The organism is Rhodococcus sp. NPDC079359, from assembly GCF_040702585.1.
Classification (GTDB): Bacteria; Actinomycetota; Actinomycetes; order Mycobacteriales; family Mycobacteriaceae; genus Rhodococcoides.
Window position 1 is genome coordinate 59228 of record NZ_JBFBLH010000012.1, and the last position, 15684, is coordinate 74911.

Below are 15684 nucleotides of genomic sequence, written 5' to 3' on the forward strand. Positions count from 1 at the left end.
TTTGCACACCTGCCCTCGCGGACCGGTCGCGCAGGAAGGTCATTGACGCGGCTTGGCCAGCGGAAATGCGAGTGTCTCGCGAATGCTGCCACCGGTGATGAGCATGACGACGCGGTCGACGCCCATGCCCAGGCCACCGGTCGGCGGCATTCCGTGCTCGAGCGCCTGCAGGAAGTCCTCGTCCAAGCTCATGGCCTCCTCGTCCCCGCCGGCCGCCAGCAGCGACTGTTCGGTCAGGCGCTGCCGTTGATCGACCGGGTCGGTCAATTCGCTGTACGCGGTCCCCAACTCGACACCCCACGCCACGAGATCCCACTTCTCCGCCACACCAGGGATGCTTCGATGCGGCCTCGTCAACGGCGACATCGACGTCGGGAAGTCCTTGTAGAAGGTGGGGAATTCGGTGTAGTCCTCGACGAGATGCTCGTACATTCCCTGTGCGACGGCTCCTGCATCCCAGGTCTTCTCGTACGGAATGTCGTTCTCGTCGCACAGTCGTTGCAGTTCGTCGAGGGGAGTCGACGGTTCGACGGCAACGCCCAACTTCTCGGCGACGGCACCGTGCAGCGTCTTGACGGGCCACTCACCGGAGATGTCGATCTCGATCATCTCCCCGTTCGGACCGTCCGGGCGCAGGATGATCTCGCGTCCGTGCGCCGCGACGGCAGCCCGCTGAATCAGCTCGCGGCACAGCACCATTGCGCGTTCGTAGTCGCTGTGAGCCTCGTACGCTTCGAGGATCGTGAACTCGGGATTGTGTTTGAAGTCCGCTCCTTCGTTGCGGAACACCCGCCCTATCTCGAACACCTTCTCCATGCCTCCGACGCACAGGCGCTTGAGATACAGCTCCGGGGCGATGCGCAGGTAGAGATCGAGGTTGTACGCATTGATGTGGGTGACGAACGGCGCGGCGTTCGCACCACCGTGCACCTGCTGCAGAATCGGGGTCTCGACTTCCATGTACCCGCGCTCTCCGAGCGAATCACGCAGGGATTTCACCACATTCGAGCGCGCGATCAGCAGAGCACGAGCATCCCGATTGATCGCCAGGTCCACATACCGCTGCCGCACCCGCGCTTCCGGGTCGGTGAGACCGCGATACTTGTCCGGCAGCGGATGCAGGCACTTGGCGTTCATTCGCCAGTCGGTCGCGAGCAGCGAGAGCTCGCCACGCCTGCTGTACCCGATGGCCCCGCTGACCTCGATGAGGTCACCCAGGTCGAAGTCGGCATCGAATTCCTCGATTCTGTCGCCGACGCGTTCGCGGTCGAACAGCACCTGAATGTCTGCCGACCAGTCCCGAATGACGGCGAAGGACACGCTGCCGTAGTCACGGATACGCAGAATGCGTCCGGCGATTCGCACCGTCGTGCCCTGCGGCGACGCCACAGCAGCCTCGACGGTGTGGGTCGGGGGATAGGCGACGGGATAGCCCTCGGTGCCCTCGCGTTCGAGGCGATCGAGCTTCGACATGCGCACGCGCACCTGGTCGGGACGCTTGCGGCCCGGCGTCGGCTCGTCCGGAACGCTGTCGGGTCCACTGCCGTCGGGATGAATGTCGTCGGCGTCGGCCAGAGCCGCGGGCACCGCAACGTGGGAACCGGTGTGCTTCGAGGCGCGTCGGAAGGTCGGGAGAGTCAGAAAGCCTTCGGCGATGGCCGACGCGACGCCGACCTTGGGCAACACCCGATTGTCAGCGAAGCACAGATAGCGCGGCTCCCATTCCGGAAGGTACTTCACGTTCGAGCGATACAGCGCCTCGAGCTGCCACCACCGGGAGAAGAACACCAGCACGCTGCGCCAGATTCGCAACACCGGCCCCGCACCGATCCGGCTGCCCTCCTCGAACGCCGCGCGGAACACCGCGAAGTTCAACGAAATCTTGCCGACACCGAAATGATCTGCGCCGGTAGCAAGTTCGGTCACCATCAGCTCGATCACCCCGTTGGGCGACGCCGGATCCCGCCGCATCAGATCCAGCGACGCACCGGTACGACCCCACGGCACCAGCGAGAGAACGCCGATCACCTTCTCACCCTGAACCGCCTGCACCAGAAGACAATCGCCGTCGAGCGGATCGCCAAGCCGGCCCAACGCCATCGAGAAACCGCGCTCGGTCTCGGTATCGCGCCACGCATCCGCGCAGGCAATGATCTCCGACATCTCCTCCGACGAAATATCCCGATGACGACGCACGGTGACCACGACACCCGCTTTGCGAGCCCGGTTGACCGCCTGACGCACGGGGCGCATCTCGCGTCCATTGAGGTTGAAATCTTTGGTTTTGAGGATTGCTTCGTCGCCGAGTTCGAGGACGCTCAGGCCGGCCCGCTTGTATGCGGTGGCCCCGATCTCGCTGGCCCCCATGACAGCTGGGGTCCAGCCGTACTTCTCGGCCAGGTCCAGCCATTCCGAGATGGCATGCGGCCAGGCCTCGGGGTTACCGATCGGGTCACCACTGGCCAGACACACCCCGACCTCGACGCGATACGTCACAGCAGCCTTGCCGCTGGTGGCGAAGATGACGCCCTTGTCGCGGCGGGTGGCGAAGTAGCCGAGGGAATCGTCGGCGCCCCACTTGTCGAGCAGACCTCGCAGGGCGGACTCGTCGCGACCGGTGAGCGCATTGCTCGACCGCTGCGACCTGAACAACGTCACGATCGCCCCCAGCAACGCCAACGCTCCGAACAACCCCAACGCCGTGTTCACGATCCCGTTCGGCCTGCCGTCGAACTGCTCGTTGTCCACCGTCGCCAACGCCGTCACACGATTGAACGCCCACAGGAACGTCTGACTCTCCGGCAACGACCCGGGGAACAACGCAACCAACGCCCAGCCGATGAGCGTCCCGACGGCCGCTCCGAGGACGAGCACCCCGAGCGCTTTCCACACCGCGCCGCGACGCACCCGCGTGTAGAACTCCTTGCGCGCAGCGATCAACACCCCCGTCACGACCACATGGGCAGCCAGCGCAACCCACGAGTTGACGTTCCCGTCCTGGATGCCCTCGACGACATTGGTGATCGCCAACAACACCAGATAAATCGTCAGCAACCACCACGCAATGCGCTTACGACTCGCCAAGGCTGCCGCCAACAACCCGACGACCAGCGCCCACGACAAACTCGTATCGGGAGCATCGAAGTAATAGTTGTCCACGTACTCGCGAGGAACATGAACCAGAAAACGAAGAGTGGGCGACAGACTCCACAGAAACAACAACACCGCGAACACACCGAGCACCAACCCCGCGATATGCGGAACCTCACTCAAACGACCGCGCGCGGGTGGCACGAACGACCGCGGAACCATGGACCCGGACCGCTCCGAGGGAATCGCTGTCGCCGTCATATCTCACTCCCGAAGTCAGAATGCACTTGCAACGTAGACGGTATCCCCGCCAACGCGAGTCAGGTGCCCATTGCCCGCACCCCCGCTCACTCAATGTGACGTTCGGTGGCCTTTTCGCCAGTCAATGGCACATCGAGTGGACCTCGGGTCGAGTGCGGGCAGCGGCTTGCCGAGTGCATTCGATCTCGGTGAGGCGCTCCTGGGCGGAGTTTGTCCACAGGGCGTGAGTTATCCACAGGGCAATGTGTTTCCCATCGTCGTGTCGGATTCGGGGTGCCTGGATTGTGCATCATCAAGGGCATGAAGCGGGGTGGAGCACGAATCGATGCGAAGGTGATCGCGGCTGCGTCCGATCGCGGTTTCATGAGGACAGCGCATCTCCTCGAGCTCGGGGTGGCGTCGAAGACAATTGTTCGACGCACCCAGCCGGACGGCAGCTGGTCACGGGCACTACCTGGGTTGGTGTTCTTGAAGAATCGCTCGCTGACGCCGATGGAGCGCGCCACCGCGGTGGCAATTTACTGCGGCAAAGATGCTGTCATCAGCGGTCGGGCAGGGTTGGCGTTGCATGGACTGGGCACGTCGGGCTCGTTGGAGGAGACTTTCGCCCTGATTCCCGAGCCGCAACATCGGAAGTCCGTGAGCTTCGCGGTGGTAGAGCGAACGTGGCGAATGCCGACGGCGGAGATGAAGTCGGGACTCCGCGTTGCGCCGATCGTTCGGTGCTTGTGCGATGCGGTTCGGCGAATGAAGAATGCCGAGCAGTGCATGGCGCTGATTGCCAATGTCGTGCAGCGAGGCGCGGCCACCGTGGATGCGATCATGAAGGAGCTCGATGCCGGTAGTACACGAGGAACGGCGATGCCACGACGGGTGTTGCGGGAGTTGGCAGCCGGCGCGCATTCCGTTGCCGAAGCCCAGGCCCAGAAGCTGTACGCGCGCAGTGGACTTCCGCCGATGCAGCACAACGTGGTCGTCCACGACGAGCGGGGAAAGTTCCTGTTGATCGCTGACAATTGGCTCGACGACGTGGCATTGGATTGGGAGATCGATTCGCTGGAGCACCACCTCTCGCCTGCGGCACACAAGGCGACGGTGGCGCGTCGTGAACGAGCGCAGAATGCCGGCCTCATCGTGGTGACACATCTGCCGAGTGATATTCGGGATGATCCGGAACGCGTATTGGCCGACCTTCGGGCGCGCTACGAGCAGGCCAAGGCTCGACCGCGACCGAACGTCACGGTCCGACCGCGAGCGGATCAGGCTTATCGCCGGTCGGGCTGATACACCCAGACCATGTGCTCGCCGGTTTCGGACGTAGCGGCGATCGGTTGTTCCTCGATCCTGTCCAGAACGAAGCCAAGCCGTCTGGGTACGGCCTGACTTCTGAGATTCGCTGCATCACAATGAATTTCAACTCGGATGATTCCGCCCAGCCTCAAAGCCTCCCGCATGAGCGCCGCGACGGCCTCGCTGATCACCCCACGTCCCTCGGCCCGGGCGTCGAGCCAGTAACCCAATTCGATTCCGTGCGGGCCGATTCGGCGATGCATCCCGATCTTGCCCAGAAATGCGCCGCCTTCGAGGTCGAAGATTCCGTAGTCGAACATCTTCCCGGCATCCCACTGCTCGACGGCGTCGGCGATACGAGCGAGTTGCGCCGACGTTCGTGCAGCTTCGGCCGTCGCCCACCCCATCCAGGGCGAAAGGTGAACGAGATTGCGACCGATCACGTCGGCAACAGCACCGGCATCGTCGGACTCCTCGCGACGAATGACGAGGCGATCGGTCACAATCCGTTCGGAAGACGCGTCGTGCATGGTCAGCAGTGTGTCAACAATGCATCCGACTCGCCATCGAATTTCATTGCACTGTCACCCGCCCGCAGTCCACTCGATGTGCCATTGACGGGCGAAAAGGCCACCGAATGTCACATTGAGTGGTCAACAAAGGGGGCAGGGGGCGGGGTCAGGAAGCCGACCAGGATCGCCAGGACAGTTTGTCGATGATGATGACTGGACCCTCGGGTCTGTTGTTTTTGTATTGACTGTATTTCGCGACCAGGGCGTCGGTGGCCGATGTGCCCTCGGCGCTGGAGGTTTCGGCGATATGGGCGCTTCCGTCGGCGCGGATCCACCAGAGTTGGGACCAGTCGTCGGTGTAGTGGTCGACGATGAGGCTGACGGCGGGGTCGGCGCGGATGTTGTCGAGTCGCTGGAGTTTTCGGGTTGTCTTGGGTTTCCAGTCGATGGCGGTGTAGATGCGGTCGCCGGTGGGGGCGACGGCGAAGACGATCGGTACCAGGTGTGGTGTGCCGTCGGGGTTGATGGTGGAGAGTTGGGCTCGGGGTGCGTCGGTGAAGCGTTGGACTTCGTTGTCGATCTTCACGTTCGGTTCCTCGGGTTATGCGGATTCGCTGTGGGTGCTGTGTCGGGTGATGAATTGTTCGAGTGCCGCAACGGACATGGGGCGTCCGAGTAGGTGTCCTTGGCCGAAGGTTACGCCCATGTCGGTGCAGACCTGGAGTTGTTCCGGTGTCTCGATTCCCTCGATGACGGTGTCTTTGCCGAGGGTGGTGGTGACGTCGACGAGGGCTGTGCAGAGTGTGGTCATGGCGCGGCGTCGGTGCAGGTTGTCGCTGTCGAGGTGTTGGGTCAGCGATTTGTCGATCTTGAGGGTGTCGACGGGGAGGGTCGCGAGTCGTTCGAGGGAGGAGAAGCCGGAGCCGAAGTCGTCGATGGCGATGAGGACGCCGTGGCGTTGGACGTCGCGCAGTTGGTAGTGGACGGCGTCGAGGTCGTGCAGTGTCTGTGATTCGGAGAGTTCGAGGGCGAGCCGGCCGGGTTGGATCCCGTAGGTGTCGACGATGTCGATGACGTCGGTGGCGAGGCTTCCGGTGGCGAAGTGGGCTGGGCTGATGTTGACACCCACTTGGAGGTGGATGTTGCGGGTCTGCCAGTCGGCGATGGTGTGCGCGACCTCGGCGAGAATCCACATGCTCAGCGGGACGATGAGGTCGGCATCCTCGGCGAGGGGGATGAAGGTGTCGGGCATCAGTAGGCCGAGTTCGGGATGGTTCCATCGGATGAGTGCTTCGACTCCGACGACCGTTCCCGTCGTGAGTTCGACGATGGGTTGGTAGACCATCGTCAGTTCGCGCTCGACCATGGCGATGCCGCGCAGTCGTTCGATGAGTTCGAGTCGGGTGCGGTTGGTGTGGTGCAGCTCGTCGGTGAAGACGTGGTGTTCGTTGCGTCCGACGGCCTTGGCGGCATGCATTGCTGCGGCGGCGTTGTGAACCAGTTGGGTGGCGCTGATGTCGGTGTCGGTGCTGGAAGCGACTCCGACGCTGGCTGTGAGGGTGAGTTGGCGGTCGCCGAGCTCGAAGGCGGGCTCGAAGATGCTCGCGAAACCGGCGGCCAGGGCTCGCGCGGCTATGGAGTGGGAGCCTCGGGCGATGACGACGAATTCGTCGCCGGTGAGTCGGCCGATGGTGTCGCCGGGGCGGGTGGAGGCAAGGAGGCGATCGGCGATCATGCACAGCAGGTCGTCGCCCTGCGCGGGGCCGAGGGCGTCGTTGAATTCTCGGAATCCGTCGATGTCGACCAGCAGGACACTGAACTGGCGACCCGGGGTGCGTCCTTCGAGCTCGGCGGTGATGAGGGCAAGAATCTCGTCGCGGTTAGGGAGTCCGGTCAACGCGTCGCGCTGGGCGGCTGTCCCGGACACGGCGGCGACATGACGGGGCGGCGCGTCGTGCTCTCGGCTCATTGTTCCCCCTCATGGCCGGATAGCCACGAGCGATACTAGCCCACGAGTCTGGTTCAGCGCTATAAACAGGGAACATCCCCTTTTATGGAGCTATTAGATCATGCTCTCCTTGGTTTGTCGGCCATTTGCGCGTCCTGTCGACAATCGTCTTTCGATGCTCCAGATCGCGTCGTCCACGGTGTCGCTGAGTCCAAGAACCCACCGGGCCGCCGACCGACCCTGATCGAACAGCGACTGCGCGACGGTGGTCAATCCGGCGTCGGCTGCGGCGGGGGAGTCGTCCCATCCGGTGACGGCCAATTGCTCCGGAACGTCGATTCCGGATGCGGCCGCGGCGTCGAGCACTCCGAGGGCAAGTTCGTCGCTCATCACGAGCAATGTGTCGATGGCATTGTCCTGCAACAACAGTCGCGCTCCTCGGTCACCTTCTGCGCGGGCGTTGTCGGTGGTGAACAGTGTCGGAACCGTCGACCAGTCGAGTCCGAACTGCACGCAGGCGTCTCGGTAGCCTTCGAGTCGGGCTCGGGTCACCGGCATCGAGATGTCCGACGCGTCCGCGCCACGCACGATCGTCGATTCGCGTCGGGTATCGGGCCGGAGAGCGACGATGGCAGGGCGAGATCGGCTGTTCAACGCGACGGTGGCAATGGTCTCGGCTGCCGCTCGGTCGTCGATGGTGATCCAGTTCAGGCCGGGATGGTCGGGCCCGCCCTGGATGCACGTCGGCCTGCCGGTGTCGACGAGCACGTCGAGCAGGGGGTCGTCCGTCTCGGTGGTCCACACGACGTACCCGTCGACCTGTGCGTCTCGGATGCGTGCATTGTCGGTGTCGCGGTGCAGGTTCGGCAGCATGACCAGCGCGGTGTCGGCGTCCAGACATGCTTCGGCGATACCGGACAGAAAACGTCGAGCCTGGGGATCCTCGAATGCATAGGTGAGCTTCTCGCCGAGGACGACGCCGATGCTGTTGTGCCTGCCACTGCGCAGCGACCGGGCCGTGCGGTTGGGACCGGCGTATCCGAGGGTGGCGGCTGCCTCGTGTACGCGATCGCGTGTGGCCGCCGATACCCGGCTCGGTCGGTTGTAGGTGTACGAGACGCTCATGGTGGACACGCCCGCGGACGCTGCGACGTCAGCCATGGTCACCCGAGTGTTCACCGGCCCACTGTAGCGCGCTGTACGGACTGTGTGTAACGATACACAGAATGTCGTCGCCGCTACCGAAACTGCTGGTGCTCGCCGCAGCCGCATTCATCTACGTCACTGCGGAAACACTGCCCGTGGGGTTGCTCCCCGAAATCTCCGGCGACCTCGGTGTCGGCGAATCCGCCGTTGGTCTCCTGCTGACCTTCTACGCGTACGGCGTTGCCGTGATGACGATGCCGCTGATCCGGTTCGTGCGGGAGTGGCCCCGACGGCGTCTCGTCGTCATCACCGTTGCCGCACTGGCACTCTCGCAACTCCTCTCGGCGGTATCGGTCGGATATCCGATGCTGGTGATCTCCCGAACGCTCTGCGCGGCAACGCATGGCGTCTTCTGGGCTGTCGTCGCGCCCGTCGCGGCATCGCTTGCGCTACCGGGTAAGCAGGGCAAGGCCATCGCGACGGTGTACGCCGGTACCTCGCTGGCATTGGTTGCCGGCAACCCGCTCACCGCTGCCCTCGGACAATGGTTCGGATGGCGCACGGCCGCAACGATTCTCGGTGTCGTCGCCGCAGCAATCGCGGTTGCGCTCTACTTCGTCCTCCCGCCACTACCGGTCACCCGGGCGGCGTCGGAGACGAAAAAGACACCGCGGGTGCTCGACGGCACCCTGGCCGTTCTGTGCGGAGTGACGTTCCTGGCCGTCCTCGGTCATTTCGCCGCGTACACCTATTTCTCGGTGATCGTCGACCGTGCCATCGGATCGGCCGGCACCACTCTGACTCTGATGTTGATGTTGTACGGGCTGTTCGGAGTGATCGGAATCTGGGTGATCGGCAGAACCTACGACCGGTGGCCTCGGTACTCGACCATCGCCGCCCTGGGCGCAGTGACCGCTGCGGTTGCAGTTCTCTGGTGCACCGTGATCGGAGCGCCGGGCAGCTTGGCCGTGTTCGCCGTCGGTGCGATCGCCTTGTGGGGACTGGCCTTCACCACCCTCCCGGTGTGCATCCAATCGGCAGTGGTCAGAGCGGCGCCGGCCGATGCGGACAAGGCGTCGGCGATCTATGTCGTTGCCTTCCAGTTGGCGATCGCCACGGGAGCCCTGGTGGGCGGTGTGGTGATCGACCTCAGCGGCATCGTGGCCGTCACGGCTGCTGCGACGGTGCTCGTCGCCGCCGCGATGGTCGTAGTCGTGTTGGCACGCACCACCTTTCCACGCAGCTACGTCCAGGAGCCGGTGGCCGCAGCGACACGCTGACCGTCGAGGTACCCCGCACGATAGGGTCAGCAAGCGACGAACGAGGGAATCCGGTGCAATTCCGGAGCTGGCGCGCAACGGTGACGGGTGAGAGCTCGAAGTCCGAATGCTCGGACGTCGTGATTCACCTCCATCCGCGGCTCCGCGACACGAGCCCTCAGCAGGAAGCTCTTCACGATGCGTACCACTCTCGCCGTCCTAGGCGCTGTCTCGATCCTCGTCCTCGCCGGTTGTTCGTCCACTGCGACAACCGTCGCGGCCACCCCGACCACCGGAAACTATCCGCTGACGATCGACAATTGCGGCCGCGACATCGTCGTCGACGCCCCGCCTCAGCGTGCGGTGTCGTTGAATCAGGGTTCGACGGAAATTCTTCTTTCGCTCGGCCTCGCCGACCGGATGGTCGGCACCGCCACCTGGACCGACCCCGTCCGCGCAAACCTCGAATCCGAGAACGCGAAGGTGCCAAGGTTGGCGGACAACAAACCCTCGCTCGAGGTGGTGCTCGACGCCGAGCCCGACTTCGTGTCCGCGTCGTTCGGCGGCACTCTCGGGCCCGGAGGAGTAGCCGACAGGGACCAGTTCGAGCAGCTCGGTGTGCCGAGCTACCTTTCTCCCACCGACTGCAACGGCAAGACCGACGACAGTGTCAACTCCGACGGCGCGCGTACGGCGCCGCTCGAGATCGAGACCGTCTACCAGGAGATTCGCGACCTCGCAGCCATCTTCGACGTGCGTGATCGCGGCGAACGCTTTGTCGGCGAGCTGCAGGATCGCTTCGCGAAAGCATCAGGAGCCGTCGACGCCTCGGGTGTGACGTTGGCGTACTGGTTCGCCGACACCGATACCCCGTACATGGCCGGATGCTGTGGGTCGTCGGGAATCATCACCGAATCCGTCGGTGCCCAGAACATCTACGCCGACACCACCGACGAATGGCCACAGGTCAATTGGGAGAGTGTCCTCGATCGCGATCCCACCGCGCTCGTGCTCGCCGACCTGAGCCGGCGGAGCATCGCCGGTGATGCTCTCGACAGCAAGATCGCCTTCCTGGAATCGAATTCAGTCACCAGTCGGCTCACCGCCGTCGAGGACAAGCGGTACATCGTCGTCAACGGTGCCGACCTCAACCCGTCGATCCGCACGATCGACGGGGTCGAGAAAGTTGCGGCGGCTCTGCAGAACTGGGGATCGACCACCCCATGAGCCGGACAGATCGCGGATTGCTGATCCCGCTTCTGCTCGGTGGCCTCGTGGTGTTGGTGCTCTCGATCGGCGTGGCCGTGACGATCGGCCCCGCCAGCGTGTCGGTATCCGATGTGTATCGAGTGATACTGGGGCACATCGGGATCGGCGCGGCCGAAGTGAGTCGTATCGAGGACGGTATCGTCTGGCAGTTGAGGTTGCCCCGAACGTTGCTCGCGGCCATCTGCGGCGCAGGCCTCGCGCTGTGCGGTGCCATCATGCAGTCGCTGTTGCGCAACCCGTTGGCCGACCCGTTCGTGCTGGGTATCTCGTCGGGCGCGTCCACCGGTGCCGTCGTCGTCGCAGTGCTCGGCGTAGGCGGCGGCGCACTGTCGCTGTCCACCGGGGCGTTCGCCGGAGCGCTGTTGTCTTTCATCCTGGTGATGCTGCTCGCCGCAGGTGCGGGTGGAGGCAACGACCGCGTCGTACTCGCGGGAGTGGCCGGTACACAACTGTTCTCGGCTCTGACGTCGTTCATCGTCATATCCTCGGCCGATGCCGAACAAACGAGGGGAGTGCTGTTCTGGCTGCTCGGCTCGCTGAGCGGTGCCGACTGGACAGACGTGGCACTGTGCGGTGCTGTAGCACTGTTGGGAATGGTGGTGTGCCTGTTCAACACCTCCGCACTCGATGCCTTCACCTTCGGGCACGACGCGGCCGCATCGCTCGGCGTTCCGGTGAAATATGTGCGAATCCTGTTGCTGGTCATCACCGCACTGATCACGGCCGCCCTCGTCAGTGCCGCCGGAGCCATCGGATTCGTAGGGCTGGTGCTTCCGCATGCCGCCCGCTTCCTCGTGGGAGCGCGCCACCGAAGACTGCTCCCGACGACGGTGGTGATCGGCGCAATCTTCATGGTCTGGGTCGACACGATCGCCCGAACGGTGTTCGCGCCACAGGAGATTCCCGTCGGAGTGGTCACTGCTCTGATCGGCGTTCCGGCCTTCGCGCTCATTCTCTTCCGGCTACGGAGGTCCCGATGACACTGCACGCCAAAGACCTTCGATGGACCCGCGGTGGGCATCCAATTCTCGACGGGATCAGCTTCGCGCCGGAACCCGGCGAGACCATCGGCCTGATCGGCCCCAACGGTTCGGGCAAATCCTCACTGCTGCGCATTCTCGCCGGCATCGTCGCCCCCGACAGCGGTGAGGTGCTGCTCGACGGAGACAACCTCCGAACACTGCGTCGACGACGCATCGCCAGACGCGTGGCAATGGTCGACCAACACTCCGACACCGACGTCGACATCAGCGTCCGCGACGTCGTCCGCTTAGGCCGCATCCCACATCACGGCATCCTCGGCGGCGACGCATCCGACGACGACGCCGCCATCGCACGAGCACTCACCGACACCGCCATGGCATCGAAAGCCACCCGACGATGGCACACCCTCTCCGGCGGCGAACGCCAACGAGTCCAGATCGCCCGCGCACTCGCCCAACAACCCACCGAACTACTGCTCGACGAGCCGACCAATCACCTCGACATCCAACACCAACTCGACATCCTCACCCTCGTCGCAGGCCTACCCCTGAGCAGCTACATCGCCCTCCACGACCTCAACCTCGCCGCGATGTTCTGCAACCGCATCATCGTCCTGAACAACGGCGCCATCGTGGCATCGGGAACCCCGAACGAAGTGATCACCGAACACCTGGTGCGCACGGTATACAACGTGCACGCCAGCGTCACGAATGCCGACAACTATCCACAGGTGACCTATCGCCGCCCCGCCCCTTCCGCCCCTGGAGTCCACTCGATGTGACATTGACCCCCGAAAAGGCCACTGGATGTCACATTGAGTACCGGCGGAAGTGGTGCACCGAGCCGAATGCCGGGCAAATCTAGAGTTGCCGCAGTTTCTTTTCGAATGCGTCGAGGCGTGTGGTGTCCTCGAAGAAGTCTTCTTGGGAGATGATTTTTCCCCAGCTCGTGCGGACCAGCAGCACTGTGCGGTTGTTGTAGATCTGGGTGCCGTCGGCTGCGTGGGCATGGTCGTCGAAGCGGGCGAGCAGGGTCATACGCCAGGGTGCGCCGCCGCTGTAGATTTCGGTGATCTGGCCTTTGATTCCGGCAGCGACGAAGTCCTGGAAGAATTTTTCGATGGCCGGGCGGCCGCGGTGTGTGCCCGACCAGCGGCTGTCTCCATCGGCGAACTTCAGCACTGCGTCGCGATGGAAGGACGACAGTAGCGGGCGGTAGTTGCCGTTGTTCAGTGCTTCGATGTCTCGCTGCAGCTTGAGTGTCAGCGCTCGCATCAGCAGGAGCTTGAATGCGAAGGCCGTCGAGATGCCGGCCAGAAATCTCAGTTGCATGCCCATACGTTTGCCTACCGTTCACCGGCATGTCAATCGAGATGGCGGTACGTTCGTTCGATGATTCACCACGTGCAAGTCGCTTGTCCGGCGGGCGGCGAAGACCGCGAGCGGGAGTTCTACTCTGGTGCTCTGGGCTGGCAGGAGATCGCGAAGCCGCCGCTGTTGGCGGTCCGCGGCGGCTGTTGGTTTCGCGTGCCGGGAGTGGGCGGTCCCGATGGCGAAGTACATGTTGGCATCGAGGACGACTTTCGCCCGGCGCTGAAGGCGCACCCGGCCTTCGTCGTCGATGTCGATGCGACAGCTGCGGCGTTGACATCTGCCGGCTACCCAGTGAATTGGGCCGACCCTGAGGAGATCCCGGGCCGACGACGGTTCCATACCCGCGACGGCGTGGGCAATCGGATCGAATTCGTAGCAGCTCCATAGTTGTCGAGTGTGGTCGCGGCGTCGGGGGAACCGGCCTCGTCCCTTTTCTGATCTACATGTCTCGTGTCACGAAGACAACGCAACTGCCTAGGGAGACAGCGCTGGCGGCAGGCCGCAGCATCGTGGACGATCGATTCCATGCTGAGTTGGGAAGATCGAATGGCCGAATTCTGGCGCAACGCGGACGATACAGACCCCGTTCGTATGCGGATCCAGATCGGTCAATTGCTTGCCGCTGCACCGTGTTCTGATGGCCGTGCACTGTTCGAGCAAGCCTCGCTGGAAGACTTCTTGGGCGAAGAGTCCGCGGCCGTTCCGCTGTACGAGGCATCGTTGTCCCACGGGCTCGATATCGACAGGGAGAACCAGGCTCGGATTCAACTGGCGAGTTCGCTCCGCAACGTGGGTCGACAAGACGACGCCTTGCGAGTGCTGGAGGAGTTCGAGTTCTCAACCGAATACTCGTCTGCGCGAGATGCATTCGTGGCACTCGCACTCTGGGACAAGGGCGACGGTGCACAGGCTCTGCGGAACGCACTGCGTGCCGCAGACCCGGCGCTGGGCAGATACCGTCGAGCAATCGGGGCGTATGCGGCGGAACTGTTCGACGACAGACAACCGTGAGGTCGGACGGAACAACCGCGTCGTCGACGGCGTTCTACGGTGAAGTTCGTGCACGCTTGTTTCGACGACCGAAGGGGACTCCATGACCGGAACCACCTACGATCCACATGCGCTTCTCGAGCAGAGCAGAATCGGCGTGCTCGCCACCATCAAAGCCAGCGGAATTCCGCAGCTGTCACCGGTGACGCCGTTGTACGACCGGGCAGCCGGCACCATCGCGATCTCGGTCACCGAAGGGCGAGCGAAAACGGCGAATCTACGTCGAGACCCTCGCGCCGCGCTCGAAGTGACCAGTGCCGACGGCACAGCATGGGCGACAGCGGAAGGAACCGTCACTCTCACCGGCCCGGGATCGTCACCCGAGAGCCCCGAAGTCGATGCCCTGGTGGACTACTTCCGCGCCGCCGCCGGCGAGCACCCCGATTGGAACGAATACCGAACTGTCATGGTCGCCGACCGACGAGTACTGGTGACCATCTCGGTGACACACGTCTACGGCCAATCGATCGCCTGACACCTGACCCAGTCCACTCGATGTGACATTGACCCCCGAAAAGGCCACTGAATGTCACATTGAGTGAACATGGTGGGCCGCGACGGGAGGGGAGGAGTGAAGGACGGCTAGTGGCTTCGTTGGACTGGAATCCAGAGTTCTCCCGCTCCCGAGGTCCAGTCGGGGGAGGTTTCTTTGACGGTCAGGATTTCCGGTCCCGGGATTGTTTCGTAGGGGTTGGAGGGGAACCATTCGCTGAAGGCGTCGGCCCAGAGTTGTTGGAGTGCGGGGGCGAGTGCGGTGTCGCTGCTCGTCTCGAATACCGCCCAGGTCGATGCGGTCACGGCGAGGGTGTCCCAGTCGGATGTTCCAGCCGAAGTGCTTGCAACGGCGAAGTAGTAGTCGAAGAGGCTGCCGTCTTCGCGTTCGGGTTCGAAGCCGTCGCTGACGAAGAGGATGTCAGGAAGCTCGGGCAAGTCTGCCAGTTCGAGTAGTTTTTCCCCTGTTCCAGGGGCGAGGCTACGGTGGAATTCGGTCATTGCGGTGTTCTCGCCGCGGAACCGCAGCGGGATTCGGGTGGATTTGCCGACGATGTGAAATGCCGGCAGTTCGGTGATGCGGTATCGCATGGTGCTTCGTCCTTCGATGGTCAGGTGAAATGTCACGGCTTGTCTGGAACGAAGGACTGCTCCGGGTCGGCGGACCTGAGATGGCGTGATGCCGTGCAGGTCTCGGAAGGCGCGGGTGAATGCGTCTGCCGTGTAGCCGTATTTGGTCGCGACGTCGAGCACCGCTGTACCGTCGAGAATGTCTGCTGCTGCCAATGTCATTCGGCGTTGCCGGATGTAGTGCGACAGAGGCAATCCAGCCAGTGCCGAGAACACGCGTCTGAAGTGGTATTCGGATGTCAGCGTGATGCGAGCGAGCTCCCCCGCATCGATCTCGCGGTCGAGATTGTTCTCGATGTGGTCGAGTGCCGCGTTCCATCGTTCGAGCATGTGCCGGTGACCTTCCTTCGTTCTGTCCCAAACGATAGGAGCACTGCATC

Annotated in this window: 15 protein-coding genes and 1 riboswitch; of the genes, 8 read left to right on the forward strand and 7 right to left on the reverse strand. The window is 63.4% G+C overall.

Translation table 11 applies throughout. The features are described from left to right. Positions 1-39: 39 nt before the first annotated feature. Positions 40-3351 carry a bifunctional lysylphosphatidylglycerol synthetase/lysine--tRNA ligase LysX gene (gene lysX, locus AB0362_RS22710; RefSeq protein ID WP_317809122.1) on the reverse strand — a complete coding sequence of 1104 codons (3312 nt, stop codon included), beginning with the start codon at positions 3349-3351 and terminating at the stop codon, positions 40-42. A 300-nt stretch (positions 3352-3651) separates the two neighbouring features. On the opposite strand from lysX, the gene AB0362_RS22715 reads away from it, so the two are divergent. Then, entirely contained in the window at positions 3652-4635 is a 984-nt protein-coding gene (locus AB0362_RS22715; RefSeq protein WP_317809123.1) for a hypothetical protein, read from the forward strand. On the opposite strand, the gene AB0362_RS22720 is transcribed toward AB0362_RS22715, so the two are convergent. The 4 genes from AB0362_RS22720 to AB0362_RS22735 form a co-directional block, all read right to left on the reverse strand. Continuing rightward, complete coding sequence (locus tag AB0362_RS22720) at positions 4617-5171, reverse strand: GNAT family N-acetyltransferase (protein WP_317809125.1); 555 nt, start codon at positions 5169-5171, stop codon at positions 4617-4619. The genes AB0362_RS22715 and AB0362_RS22720 overlap by 19 nt on opposite strands. Positions 5172-5319: 148 nt before the next feature. After that, positions 5320-5739 (reverse strand): TIGR03668 family PPOX class F420-dependent oxidoreductase, encoded by a 420-nt coding sequence (locus AB0362_RS22725; RefSeq protein ID WP_269596834.1) that lies wholly within the window; start codon positions 5737-5739, stop codon positions 5320-5322. Between the two features lie 15 nt (positions 5740-5754). Beyond that, complete coding sequence (locus AB0362_RS22730; protein WP_317809127.1) at positions 5755-7122, reverse strand: bifunctional diguanylate cyclase/phosphodiesterase; 1368 nt, start codon at positions 7120-7122, stop codon at positions 5755-5757. Positions 7123-7215: 93 nt separating this feature from the next. Further along, a complete protein-coding gene (locus AB0362_RS22735; RefSeq protein ID WP_317809128.1) occupies positions 7216-8280 on the reverse strand; it encodes a substrate-binding domain-containing protein in 1065 nt (354 codons plus the stop codon). 47 nt (positions 8281-8327) lie between these two features. On the opposite strand from AB0362_RS22735, the gene AB0362_RS22740 reads away from it, so the two are divergent. The 4 genes from AB0362_RS22740 (at position 8328) to AB0362_RS22755 (ending at position 12540) form a co-directional block, all read left to right on the forward strand. Beyond that, on the forward strand, positions 8328-9527 hold the full coding sequence (locus AB0362_RS22740) for an MFS transporter (RefSeq protein WP_317809129.1): 1200 nt from the start codon (positions 8328-8330) through the stop codon (positions 9525-9527). A 45-nt stretch (positions 9528-9572) separates the two neighbouring features. After that, a riboswitch (cobalamin riboswitch) is annotated at positions 9573-9637 on the forward strand. 67 nt (positions 9638-9704) lie between these two features. Beyond that, the gene (locus AB0362_RS22745; protein WP_317809130.1) at positions 9705-10733 is read left to right on the forward strand and encodes an ABC transporter substrate-binding protein; all 1029 of its coding nucleotides are present in this window, start codon (positions 9705-9707) and stop codon (positions 10731-10733) included. Then, entirely contained in the window at positions 10730-11755 is a 1026-nt protein-coding gene (locus AB0362_RS22750) for an iron chelate uptake ABC transporter family permease subunit (protein ID WP_317809131.1), read from the forward strand. Before AB0362_RS22745 ends, AB0362_RS22750 begins: the two co-directional genes overlap by 4 nt. Then, a complete protein-coding gene (locus AB0362_RS22755; protein ID WP_317809133.1) occupies positions 11752-12540 on the forward strand; it encodes an ABC transporter ATP-binding protein in 789 nt (262 codons plus the stop codon). Before AB0362_RS22750 ends, AB0362_RS22755 begins: the two co-directional genes overlap by 4 nt. A 79-nt stretch (positions 12541-12619) precedes the next feature. Here the strand turns inward: AB0362_RS22755 and AB0362_RS22760 are convergent, their stop codons facing one another. Beyond that, a complete protein-coding gene (locus tag AB0362_RS22760) occupies positions 12620-13090 on the reverse strand; it encodes a nuclear transport factor 2 family protein (RefSeq protein ID WP_317809135.1) in 471 nt (156 codons plus the stop codon). Positions 13091-13150: 60 nt separating this feature from the next. Between AB0362_RS22760 and AB0362_RS22765 the strand changes: the two genes are divergently transcribed. From AB0362_RS22765 to AB0362_RS22775, 3 genes are all read left to right on the forward strand, one after another. Next, on the forward strand, positions 13151-13519 hold the full coding sequence (locus tag AB0362_RS22765) for a glyoxalase (protein ID WP_317809137.1): 369 nt from the start codon (positions 13151-13153) through the stop codon (positions 13517-13519). Positions 13520-13678: 159 nt separating this feature from the next. Beyond that, the gene (locus tag AB0362_RS22770; protein ID WP_366236151.1) at positions 13679-14143 is read left to right on the forward strand and encodes a tetratricopeptide repeat protein; all 465 of its coding nucleotides are present in this window, start codon (positions 13679-13681) and stop codon (positions 14141-14143) included. A gap of 82 nt (positions 14144-14225) precedes the next feature. After that, positions 14226-14657: a PPOX class F420-dependent oxidoreductase gene (locus AB0362_RS22775; protein WP_317809141.1), complete on the forward strand. Its 432-nt coding sequence runs from the start codon at positions 14226-14228 to the stop codon at positions 14655-14657. Positions 14658-14764: 107 nt separating this feature from the next. Here AB0362_RS22775 and AB0362_RS22780 read toward each other — a convergent pair whose 3' ends face one another. Continuing rightward, positions 14765-15634 carry an AraC family transcriptional regulator gene (locus AB0362_RS22780; protein ID WP_317809142.1) on the reverse strand — a complete coding sequence of 290 codons (870 nt, stop codon included), beginning with the start codon at positions 15632-15634 and terminating at the stop codon, positions 14765-14767. Between the last annotated feature and the right edge of the window lie 50 nt (positions 15635-15684).